Annotated in this window: 10 protein-coding genes and 1 pseudogene; 9 read left to right on the top strand and 2 right to left on the bottom strand. The window is 40.6% G+C overall.

Annotated features, from left to right (window positions below; translation table 11 throughout):
• Positions 1-26 precede the first annotated feature (26 nt).
• The 5 genes from prmA (at position 27) to purD (ending at position 5,575) form a co-directional block, all read left to right on the top strand.
• Positions 27-932: a 50S ribosomal protein L11 methyltransferase gene (gene prmA, locus BFN00_RS13915; protein WP_004646702.1), complete on the top strand. Its 906-nt coding sequence runs from the start codon at positions 27-29 to the stop codon at positions 930-932.
• 15 nt (positions 933-947) lie between these two features.
• A complete protein-coding gene (locus tag BFN00_RS13920) occupies positions 948-1,826 on the top strand; it encodes an MJ0042-type zinc finger domain-containing protein (protein WP_071852167.1) in 879 nt (292 codons plus the stop codon).
• Positions 1,827-2,224: 398 nt separating this feature from the next.
• On the top strand, positions 2,225-2,494 hold the full coding sequence (gene fis / locus BFN00_RS13925; RefSeq protein WP_001086304.1) for a DNA-binding transcriptional regulator Fis: 270 nt from the start codon (positions 2,225-2,227) through the stop codon (positions 2,492-2,494).
• A 95-nt stretch (positions 2,495-2,589) separates the two neighbouring features.
• Positions 2,590-4,164, top strand: coding sequence for a bifunctional phosphoribosylaminoimidazolecarboxamide formyltransferase/IMP cyclohydrolase (purH, locus tag BFN00_RS13930; RefSeq protein ID WP_004646700.1), 1,575 nt, complete (start codon positions 2,590-2,592; stop codon positions 4,162-4,164).
• Between the two features lie 127 nt (positions 4,165-4,291).
• Entirely contained in the window at positions 4,292-5,575 is a 1,284-nt protein-coding gene (gene purD, locus BFN00_RS13935) for a phosphoribosylamine--glycine ligase (protein ID WP_071852168.1), read from the top strand.
• A 106-nt stretch (positions 5,576-5,681) separates the two neighbouring features.
• On the opposite strand, the gene BFN00_RS13940 is transcribed toward purD, so the two are convergent.
• Positions 5,682-6,836 (bottom strand): PDDEXK family nuclease, encoded by a 1,155-nt coding sequence (locus BFN00_RS13940; RefSeq protein WP_071852169.1) that lies wholly within the window; start codon positions 6,834-6,836, stop codon positions 5,682-5,684.
• 166 nt (positions 6,837-7,002) lie between these two features.
• On the opposite strand from BFN00_RS13940, the gene BFN00_RS13945 reads away from it, so the two are divergent.
• The 4 genes from BFN00_RS13945 to BFN00_RS13960 all read left to right on the top strand — a co-directional run bounded on the left by BFN00_RS13945 (position 7,003) and on the right by BFN00_RS13960 (position 10,828).
• Positions 7,003-7,560, top strand: a complete 558-nt coding sequence (locus BFN00_RS13945) for a GNAT family N-acetyltransferase (protein ID WP_071852170.1) — start codon at positions 7,003-7,005, stop codon at positions 7,558-7,560.
• A 598-nt stretch (positions 7,561-8,158) separates the two neighbouring features.
• The gene (locus tag BFN00_RS13950; RefSeq protein ID WP_071852171.1) at positions 8,159-9,034 is read left to right on the top strand and encodes a MetQ/NlpA family ABC transporter substrate-binding protein; all 876 of its coding nucleotides are present in this window, start codon (positions 8,159-8,161) and stop codon (positions 9,032-9,034) included.
• A 76-nt stretch (positions 9,035-9,110) separates the two neighbouring features.
• The gene (locus BFN00_RS13955) at positions 9,111-10,136 is read left to right on the top strand and encodes a methionine ABC transporter ATP-binding protein (protein ID WP_071852172.1); all 1,026 of its coding nucleotides are present in this window, start codon (positions 9,111-9,113) and stop codon (positions 10,134-10,136) included.
• Entirely contained in the window at positions 10,133-10,828 is a 696-nt protein-coding gene (locus tag BFN00_RS13960) for a methionine ABC transporter permease (protein ID WP_004279923.1), read from the top strand. The genes BFN00_RS13955 and BFN00_RS13960 overlap by 4 nt, the downstream gene beginning before the upstream one ends.
• A gap of 52 nt (positions 10,829-10,880) precedes the next feature.
• On the opposite strand, the pseudogene BFN00_RS16345 reads toward BFN00_RS13960, so the two are convergent.
• A pseudogene (locus tag BFN00_RS16345) lies at positions 10,881-11,033 on the bottom strand (IS30 family transposase); the annotation flags it as partial.

The raw sequence follows: 11,033 nt of genomic DNA on the forward strand, positions 1-11,033 counted from the left end.
TTGAAAAATGTATAAAGGTTATTTCTGTGAAGTGGTTACAAATTCATATTACGGTTGAACAGGCTCAGGTTGATTTTACTGAGACATTACTCAGCTCGCTAGGCGCAGTGAGTGTGACTTTGGATGATGCTGAAAACCAGGATTTGCTGGAACCACTTCCAGGTGAAACACCACTCTGGAATAAAGTGATTGTGACCGGTATTTATGCGCAGGAAGAAGGCGAAGAAATTGATGTTACCGCACTAGAAACCTTTATTCGTGCACAAATGCCAGATGCTCCGATCCGTCATGAACTGATTGAAGATCAGGCTTGGGAACGCACCTGGATGGATGCCTATGAGCCAATTCAGATTGCTGATAAATACTGGATCGTACCCGAATGGATGGAAGCACCTGATGCCGATGCGGTAAACATCAAGCTTGATCCAGGTCTGGCTTTCGGAACAGGCAACCACGCTTCAACTTTCCTGTGCTTACAATGGCTCGGCAAGATTGATGTGAAAGATAAAATTGTCATCGATTATGGCTGTGGCTCAGGTATTCTCGCGGTAGCTGCACTGCTATTAGGTGCGAAAAAAGCATATGCTACTGATATCGACCCACAAGCTGTACTGGCGACTCAGCAAAACGCTGAACTGAATGGCGTACTGGACAAACTTTATGTCGGACTGCCAGAAGAATTTAGAGATGAGCTCGGCAATACCAAAGCTGACGTATTTGTTGCCAATATTCTGGCAGCACCACTGATGATGCTGGCTCCCGAGTTCGCAACTTTAATCAAATCTGAGGGACAGTTCGCACTTGCGGGTGTTATTGAAGAGCAAGTTGCTGATGTTACTAGCATTTACTCAAATTATTTTGATATATTAGAGGTAGAAAAACGAGATGAGCACTGGTGCCGTATCTCGGGTAAACGCCATAAGAACGAATGAGCCTATAAATAATCCATGAGTGACAAAAGAACCCATTGCCCTACCTGTTCCACCACCTATAAGGTCACAGTTGCTCAACTCACCATTGCGCAGGGTATGGTTTGCTGTCCCAAATGTACCACCTCATTTAATGCCTTATCGCATTTGGTGACCGAAACCCGGAATTCGGTCACTGCCTCAATGTCTCACGCTCAATCAAACTCCAGCGAATTCAGCAAAACTAATGCTCAAAATAACTCAGGTGTTTATCACACGGATCAGCAGCACAATCGTCATAGCTTGCTACAGATTTTTGATCAAAAAGTTGAACATTCCAATATTGATCTGGAAACCTATTTAAATAACCTAAATTATTTCAGTACCGAGCCGATTTCAGTTCTGCCGAGCATGAATTGGGAAGATCAGGCAGAAAAGCAAACCAAACGCGGGCCAATGTACTATATAGGCTGGAGTTTACTCAATCTGTCACTGTTCAGCCTGCTGCTGTTTCAATTTTTCTGGTTCAATCCGCAATACATCAAAAACAGTCACGTTATGAGCCTGGCCTTTAACACTGCCTGTGAAGTGTTTAATTGTTCCAATCTGGAAAAATACTACACACTGATTCAGGCCAATAAAGTCAAAATCAAGGCAACCGGTAATAATGAAACTGAGTTTAGCGGTGAGCTGATCAACTTTCATGACCGTAGCTTGGCTTTACCGATTTTAAGAATCAATCTGGAACATCGCGGTGAAGTGATTGCAACTTATAACCTGTCCTCCGAAGAGTACCTGATTGAAAGTCTGGTCAATATTCAGCGCATCCCAAAAAACAGCCCGTTTAAATTCAAATTTAAGCTTCCAGTCGATCGTAAAAGCTTTGATCGCTATACTTTGGAAATAATTCGCCCCTAATCTGCTGAGAAAGCATTAAAAAATTAAAAAAAGTTAAAAAAAATGCAGTTTTCTTGCTCACTTTTGCTTAGACAATGGTATGATACGCGCCACGAAAGCTATGTGCTGCAACTCCTCGCGACTTTTTCACAACAAATACAGTCTTGCCTAATGCGCTATAAAATTTATTGCGTATCGTGCAGATTTTTTTGTTTTGATTTTGGTCAGTAACAAAACTTTAACTATTGTTACGCTTATTTTTCGACCAAATCGCAGAGATGTGTCAAGCTACAGGCTCAATGTAATGACTAAGTTTTAGAACTTCCGTTTTAGGATCTAAAATGGAGTTCATTTCAATTTCTAGACCACTTTTATATATCACTTTACCCAAGTGATATTTGTTTTTCGGATTAATTCGCATGAATAGCAAATCTCCTATTTTTACTGCACAATCTGATGTTGCTTTACGTATCCACGTAGATCGCGCAGTTCGCCACTATTTTGCACAACTGCAGGGCGAGCAACCATCTCAGGTATACGACATGGTGCTAGCAGAAATGGAGAAACCTCTTCTATCTGTAGTTCTAGAATATACACGTGGTAACCAAACACGTGCTGCCGAGATTCTCGGACTCAACCGTGGTACTTTACGTAAAAAGTTAAAAGCTCACGGTTTAATGAGTGAATAAATGATAAAATGCTTGCGGCTTCCGCAGGCATTTTTTTTAACCTGTAAATTGCTGATTTTGTTTTATTCTGTTCCTTGAAAACTGTGACGAAGATCATGACTATTAAACGCGCTTTAATCTCTGTGTCTGACAAGACTGGTATTGTTGAATTTGCACAAGAACTTGCTGCTCTAGGGGTAGAAATTTTATCTACAGGTGGTACCTACAAATTGTTGAAAGACAATAATGTGGCTGTAGTTGAAGTTTCGGAGCATACAGGTTTTCCAGAGATGATGGACGGCCGTGTAAAAACACTACATCCAAAAATTCATGGGGGTATCCTGGCTCGTCGTGGTCTAGACGAAGCTGTGATGGCTGAACACAACATTGATGCTATTGATTTAGTCGTTGTAAACCTTTATCCATTTGCTGCAACGGTAGCCAAACCAAACTGTTCACTTGCTGATGCTATCGAAAACATCGACATCGGTGGTCCTACCATGGTTCGTGCTGCAGCAAAAAACCATGCATCTGTAGGTATCATCGTAAATGCATCTGACTATGCAACTGTAGTTGCCGAGCTTAAAGCTGAGGGTGCTTTATCTCATGCAACTCGTTTCGACCTAGCGGTGAAAGCATTTGAACATACTGCTCAATATGACGGCATGATCGCTTCTTACTTAGGCGCTCGCGTAGGTAAAGAAGAAGGTCAGGCAGACAAGTTTGCACGTACTTTCAATACTCAATTGAACAAAGTTCAAGACCTTCGTTACGGTGAAAACCCGCATCAAGCTGCTGCATTCTATGTAGAAGACACAGCGACTGAAGCTTCTGTTTCAACAGCGAAACAGCTTCAAGGTAAAGAACTCTCTTACAACAACATTGCAGACACTGATGCAGCACTTGAATGTGTGAAATCATTTGCGAAGCCTGCTTGTGTGATCGTTAAACACGCTAACCCATGTGGCGTTGCAGTATCTTTAGACGGTATTCAAGCAGCTTATGATCTTGCGTATGCAACAGATCCTGAATCTGCTTTCGGTGGCATCATTGCATTCAACCGTGAATTAGACGTTGCAACTGCACAAGCGATTGTAGATCGTCAATTCGTTGAAGTGATCATTGCACCGAGCGTTGCTGAAGGCGTTCTTGAAGTAACAGGCGCGAAGAAAAACGTACGCGTACTTGTATGTGGCGAACTTCCAGCAATCGATGCGCGTCAATCGCAACTTGACTACAAACGTGTAAACGGTGGTTTGTTAGTTCAAGATCAAGACTTGGGCATGATCACTAAAGATGATCTTAAAGTAGTCACCAAACGTGCGCCGACTGAACAAGAAATCGATGACATGATCTTCGCTTGGAAAGTAGCGAAATACGTAAAATCTAACGCGATTGTGTATGCTAAAAACCGTCAAACCATTGGTGTCGGCGCTGGCCAAATGAGCCGTGTAAACTCAGCTCGTATTGCTGCAATCAAAGCTGAACATGCTGGCTTAGTAGTTGAAGGTGCGGTAATGGCATCTGACGCATTCTTCCCATTCCGTGATGGTATTGATAACGCTGCGAAAGCGGGTATCAAATGCATTATCCAACCGGGTGGTTCTATGCGTGATGAAGAAACGATTGCTGCGGCTGACGAAGCTGGTATTGCAATGGTGTTCACTGGTATGCGTCACTTCCGTCACTAATTAATTTTAAATCCTCCCTAGCCCTCCTTAATAAAGGAGGGTTTTCTATATCATAGTAGAGCGAAGGGAGTCCCCCTTTTATCAAAGGGGGATTTAGGGGGATTCTATTTCAGAAGGATTTTTTTAAATGAATATTTTAGTTTTGGGTAATGGCGGTCGTGAACATGCATTGGCATGGAAAATCGCACAAGACGATAAAGTCGCTAAAGTCTTTGTTGCTCCGGGCAACGCAGGTACAGCCACTGAAAATAAATGTGAAAACGTAAATTTAAGTATTTTAGACAATGCTGCAATTATCGATTTCGCAAAAAACAATGCAGTTGAACTTGTCATTGTCGGCCCTGAAGCACCGCTTGTAAATGGTGTGGTTGATGCTTGCCGTGCAGCTGGTGTAAAAATTTGGGGTCCAACGCAGTTTGCTGCACAGCTTGAAGGCTCTAAGGCTTTTGCCAAGCACTTCTTAAAACGCCACAACATTCCAACAGCATTCTATGATGTGTTCACTGAAGTAGATGCTGCGAAAGCATTTGTTGAGAAAAATGGTGCGCCAATCGTGATTAAGGCTGACGGTCTTGCTGCAGGTAAAGGCGTAATCGTTGCAATGACCAATCAAGAAGCATTCGATGCGATTGACGACATGCTTGCAGGCAACAAATTTGGTGATGCAGGTTCTCGTGTTGTGATCGAAGAATTCCTTGCAGGTGAAGAAGCATCTTTCATTTGTATGATTGATGGCGACAACATCTTGCCAATGGCAACTTCACAAGACCATAAGCGTATTTTTGAAGGCGACCAAGGTCCAAACACAGGCGGTATGGGTGCTTACTCTCCTGCGCCTGTTGTAACAGCTGAAGTTTTTGAAAAAACCATGAATGAAGTGATGCGTCCTACCGTTGAAGGTATGAAAAAAGATGGTCACGTTTATACAGGTTTCTTATACGCAGGCTTGATGATTGACGACAAAAGTCAACCAAAAGTGATCGAGTTTAACTGTCGTTTTGGCGACCCTGAAACTCAACCAATCATGATGCGTTTAAAATCATCTTTAGTTGATTTGGTTGAAGCTGGTATTGCGGGTAACTTACCTGCGGAAGCTGAATGGGATCAGCGTAAGACTGTAGGTATCGTACTAGCATCTAAAGGTTACCCTGAAACTTCAAGCAATGGCGATGTAATTTCAGGCTTAGACACTGAAATGACTGATGCGAAAGTGTTCCATGCAGGTACTAAAGCCAATGAAAATGGTGAGATCGTGACTGCTGGTGGTCGTGTACTTTGCGTAACTGCGCTTGGTAACACGATTGGTGAAGCACAAGCAAAAGCATTAGAGCTTTGCGAAAAAGTGACATTCGACGGCGTTCAATACCGTAAAGATATTGGTTACCGTGCGATTGCTCGTGAAAATGCTTAATCTGAATTTGGATTAAGAAAAAACCCCGCTAAGTGCGGGGTTTTTTCTTAATATATAGCTCAAATAATGGCTTTTATCATCTATATCCATGATTAAAAATACACTTTTATAGAGGTTCTTTAAGATAATTTTTAAGTCGATTTTGTACTAATTTTTCAGTTAAATTATCTTTGTAGCTAAAATAGATAATCTCCACTCCATTTGCTTTACTGAGTTGAAGCTTTTCCTTATCCCTTTGCTTTGTCCGTTTTAAACCTTCTTCTCCACCGAATAGATCGACAGCAAGATAGTGTTGTTGCCCTTGGTACTCAATCGCTAAATTTAGCTCTGGGATATAGACATCAAACCTTTGTCGACTCAACCAACTTGGTGATGCTTCTCTTTGAACCGTGTATTGAGGAAATAGCAGATTGATGTAGTTAAACAATAAGGTTTCATTAACCCACCTTTCACCTATACGCGCTACACCTTTTAACTCTCTAATATGGTTTTCCGACTCCCTTTCACTAATACCTTCTTGTATTGAGTGCTTTGTAATATATGCACCATATCTTCCTTTAAATACAGAACCTCCAAATACTAAGTCTGAATTTGTGTTAGTGCAAATGTGACAAATCGATTCTTTAAATGACTGCTTTTCTAATGCATTTTTAAGATGAGCATGTCTTACCATTAAACCATTCTGCTCTCTAAATATTGCATCTTTAAAACATAAGCAAAAGAAGCTTTCACCGGTCACTTTGTTATAGAAAGTCTGCCGCCATTCATAAAAGCCTAATTTTGATGGTAATAAACTTTTTGGTGGTGTCATTCGTGAATTAAGCTTTGTTAACAATGCTTGTGGGAATTCAACGGAAAGAAGCTGTATTGATGTTTTGTTTTTGGTTTTCATTTTTGTATTTTTGATATTGTACTTTCTTGTAACGCCTCCTCCATACAGGAAATCACATAATAAAATAAATGAAGGTAGTTTAACGTCCGTAACCTCTAGATCAGCGACCTTATCACTGTGTAGCTCAAATTGAAGATAAGGGATTATCATTTTCCCTTTGTCTATATACTCTTTCAGCGATAAGTGATCATCATAGTATTCAAATGGGTAATTATGCTTTATGTTGGTTATTAAGACTGAATCCGGAGTACTAAAAAAGTGAATAAGAGCTTCATATAAATCTTCAAAAACTGTTGTTTTTTCCCGTCCAAGATTCTCTTGGCATAATGCGAGAAATTCATCCTCTGAAAATTTGTATCGCAACTCCATATTTACTCCTTATCAACTAAATATAAGTAAAAGCCTATTAAGATTAGCTTATTAAATTACATCTTCCAAAAATACTATTCACTTATGTCAATTCCATCCTCATGTACACTATAAAATATTTACTTTAATCTCAGTTAGAAAACACCCATACAAATTAATATTTAATATGCATATATTCATTCAAACCCCTCGCCTCATCCTACGCCAATGGCAAGATTCCGACACTGCCCCATTTATCCAAATGTGTGCAGATGACGAGGTCATGCGCTACTTCCCTAAAAAACTCGATGCGGCTGAGGCAACTGCTTTTCTTGAACGTATTCGTAATGCTATTGATACACGTGGTTGGGGACTCCTTGCCGTAGAACTCAAAGCTACAGGCGAATTCATCGGTTTTATTGGCTTACACGTGCATCCACCTGAGCTTAAAATTGCCGATGCCCCTGAAATTGGCTGGCGCTTGTTACCGCAATACTGGAACCAAGGCTATGCAACTGAAGGAGCCAAAGCGGTACTGAAATATGCCTTTAGAACCCTACGCCTCGAGAAAGTCATTTCTTTTACTGCATGCGTCAACACGCCATCAGAACGTGTCATGCAAAATATTGGCTTAGAAAAAGTGGGAGAGTTTGATCATCCACTTGTACCTGCCGATCATATCTTGTGTAGACACGTACTCTATGAAAAACAGCGTTCAGATTATCTGTATATTCCCTTCTGTTAAAACAAGCTTGTAGTATCATGACCTGAGAAGACCAAGATCAGATACTAAGCTTAGTTAATATAAAGGAAAGATTTATCTCGTTAATGATAGAATTTTCTTAATTTGCCAAAAATCAGATATTTTCTTTAATTTATCTATATGCATTTTTTATATTTCTATCTTATAAAATCTTATAAAGATCAGTATTTAGACATATCTATTAAAGCCATATTTTCAATATAAATAATATATTGTTTTAATTAATATTTTCTTTAAAAGATCTTTTTTATATTCGACTAAAGAGATAAGCAAAGCTTTTCTATCCAGTATATCGAATATAGATTTATTGCTATGATATCCACAACTTCAGAGCCCCTAAACCTTTCCATGTACTTATAAAATATCTATTTTCTCTCTCCAAAATAGATCAAGTACATCAGATTTGGGCTGCCTCTGACTTGATCAAGTTCATCAGAACTGTTGCTGCACGCTTGCATCTTCTGATCTCAAGCCCTCCTTAGCAATGATCAAGCCACCTACTTAGATCGTAATAAAACTCTTATTTAACACGATTTAAAAATGCTTATACTCTAGGCAAGAATAGAATTAGGACAATTTCATGAAAAAGTTACTTGGCGTTATCTTGAGTGCCTCTGTATTGACTTTAACTGGGTGTGGTAAACAGGAAGCGCCTGCCACTGATGCAGCGCAAAGCAAAGATGCTAATGGTCTTCAAACTGTAACTATGGCTTCGACCGGTTCAGATGCAGACGTATGGCGTTATATCGCGACCCTGCCTGAAACCAAAGCAGCCGGTATCAAACTTGATGTGAAAAATTTCACTGACTACGTGTCAATGAACACGGCAGTAGCCAACAAAGAAATTGATGTGAATGCATTCCAGTCTTATGCCTATATGGTTGCTTACAACGATGCCAACACAGCCAAAATTGCACCTCTATCTACCACTTATTTAGAGCCGATGGGTATTTACTCAAGCAAAGTCAAATCTTTAAACGAGTTTAAAACTGGTGCGACCATTGCCATTCCGAATGACGGCGCAAACGAATCGCGTGCATTATTACTTTTACAATCAGCAGGTCTGGTTAAATTAAAAGCTGGTTTTGACAATGTCAAAGGCACAACTTCTGATGTGACCGAAAATGCAAAACAAATCGTGATTAAGCCAATTCAAATGGCGACTGCAGTACGCGTAAAAGATGAAGTTGATGCGATTGTGCTGGGCAATACCTTGGCAATGGAAGGTGGTTTAAACGTATTAAAAGATGCGATTTACTATGAGCCGATTGATCAAAGCACAAAAATAAACGTCAACGTATTAGCGGTTGCAGCAGATCGTCAAAATGATCCAGTTCTGCAAAAAGTAGGTGCGTTGTATCATACGCCAGCAGTAAAAGCATATGTTGATGAACATTTTGGTGGTACTAAAGTTGCGGTAAACAAACCTGTGACGTATTTAACTGAATCAAAATAGTACTATAATAGACTTTTAGAACAGGCAAGGACGATTTCTTGCCTGTTTTTTTATCCGTGATGCAGTTTTTGACACTATGATTGAATTTAAAGATATTTCAAAACAGTATGAGCTTAAGGGTCAAACCTTGCATGCCTTGAATCAGATTAATCTTCAGATTCCAACCGGCAGTATTTTTGGCATCATCGGTTATAGTGGTGCCGGTAAAAGCACCCTCATCCGTCTGATCAACCTGCTTGAGCGCCCAAGCTCAGGCCGGATTATCATTAACGGAACAGATTTTACCGCACTCGATGCCAAAGCATTGCGTCAAGAACGTGCCAGCATCGGCATGATTTTCCAGCATTTCAATTTAATGCAAACCAAAACCGTAGCAGCCAATATCGAAATGCCCATGAAACTCCTGGGCTGGAGCAAGGCAGAACGGGAAAAACGCCTCGAAGAATTATTAGACTTTATTGACCTGAAACATAAACGTCATGCTTTTCCAGATGAATTGTCTGGCGGTCAAAAGCAGCGTGTTGGTATTGCCCGTGCCCTTGCCAATCATCCAAAAATTTTACTCTGTGATGAAGCGACTTCTGCACTTGATCCACAAACCACCAAATCTGTTCTACAGCTACTTAAAAAAATTAATGAAGAACAAGGCATCACCATTGTTATGGTTACCCATGAAATGGATGTAATTGAAACCGTGTGTGATTATGTCGCCGTGATGGAAAAAGGTGATGTGATTGAAACCGGCAGTACCTTACAAATATTCAGTCAGCCCCAGCACCCGACGACCAAGAATTTTATTCAGACCGTATTACAGCAGCATTTACCAGTCAATATTCTGAATAATCTGGAAAACCAGAATCACAACAGTATTTATTGCCTGAAATTCCTTGGTAGCTCGGCACAGGAAACCGTGATTCAAGCGGTGATTAAACAGTTTGATATCAGTTTAAATATTCTGTTTGCCAATATGACCGAAATTAATGGCACGGTGATTGGCCAGATGTTTATTCAGCTACTGGGTGATGTACAAGAAATTCAAGCAGCAATAAAATTCCTTGAACAACACGGCGTACAAGTCGATCAGGCGGGAGTACAGGCATGAGAGATTTAATTGTACAGTGGCTGACAACGATCACTGCGCCGTTCTGGAAAAGCTCCCTGTCGATAGATCAGTTTGTGACAGCATTGCAAGAAACCTTTCATATGGTGTTCTTCGCGATGCTGTTTGGCTGTATCTGGGGCTTCATTCAGGCGATTACTCTACTGGTGACCCGCCCGAATGGGATTCTGCCGAATCGTGTGATTTATCACGGTCTCAATCCGATTGTGAATGCGCTACGTTCATTGCCATTTATTATCTTGCTGATTGCGGTGATTCCACTGACCAAGTTAATTGTCGGCACATCAATTGGTACATGGGCAGCGATTGTTCCATTGACCATTTATGTCGGCCCATACATTGGTCGCCTGATTGAAACATCTTTGCTTGAAGTGAATGAAGGTATTATCGAATCTGCCCAAGCGATGGGCGCGACGCCAATGCAAATTATCTTTAAGTTTATTCTGCCGGAAGCGCGTAGCTCACTGATTCTAAACTTGACTACTGCTACCATCAGTTTGATTGGTGCAACGGCAATGGCCGGTGCTGTCGGTGCGGGTGGTATTGGTGACTTAGCGATTTCTTATGGTTATCAGCGTTTTGATACCTCTGTAGTCATCATGACGGTGATTGTATTACTGATTCTAGTGCAGATTGTACAAAGCCTCGGTGACTGGTTATCCCGACTTCGTTAAGCTAGTTTTTATGTATGAATAAAGCCCTCTAAAAAGAGGGTTTTATTGTTTCTTAGATTAGCATTTGAAGTGCAACACCATGTTGTTGCCATAATACCTGACTCGGACTTTTAAAGCCGAGTCTTTTTCTTGGGCGATGATTCAAACGTTGAGTGATTTCTGAGATATATTCATCCGTATAGGCATTTAAATTACTGCCTTTTTT

It is taken from the genome of Acinetobacter sp. AR2-3 (assembly GCF_001878775.1).
GTDB classification, from domain to species: Bacteria; Pseudomonadota; Gammaproteobacteria; order Pseudomonadales; family Moraxellaceae; genus Acinetobacter; species Acinetobacter lwoffii_D.